This window comes from Porcipelethomonas ammoniilytica (assembly GCF_025567485.1).
Taxonomy (GTDB): Bacteria; Bacillota; Clostridia; order Oscillospirales; family Ruminococcaceae; genus Porcipelethomonas; species Porcipelethomonas ammoniilytica.
The window spans coordinates 1-350 of sequence record NZ_JAOQKH010000114.1; the positions used below are offsets into that span (position 1 = coordinate 1).

The 350-nt window shown below is 42.0% G+C and carries 1 pseudogene; it reads right to left on the bottom strand.

Going from position 1 to position 350, the window contains the following annotated elements:
• Nucleotides 1-292: pseudogene (locus OCV67_RS13555) on the bottom strand (hypothetical protein); the annotation flags it as partial.
• Nucleotides 293-350: the final 58 nt, after the last annotated feature.

A 350-nucleotide genomic window follows, 5' to 3' on the forward strand; every position in this document is an offset into this window, starting at 1 on the left:
ATTCATAACGGCGGGTTTTGCCGGTCACATCTATCGTTATATCCTGTGTTCCGTCAAATGATACTCCGTTGATCTTACGGGCTGTTTCAAGCTTTTTGGCGCTGTCAGATAACTCTGACGCACTTTTTATGCCCTCTTCCATATGATTAAAATTTTCAGCTGACATAGGAGTTCCCTGCTGTACGACCTTTCCCGCAGGAGTGATTGAAACCGTTCCGTCGCTGTTCTGTTTAATATAGAAACGATTGTCGGAAAGAATGTGGTCTTTCCATTTTGTCGGAATATATCCCATTATGATTCGCCCTCCTCATATACACGGAATTTTAATTTCATAATCAGTATTTGTCCGG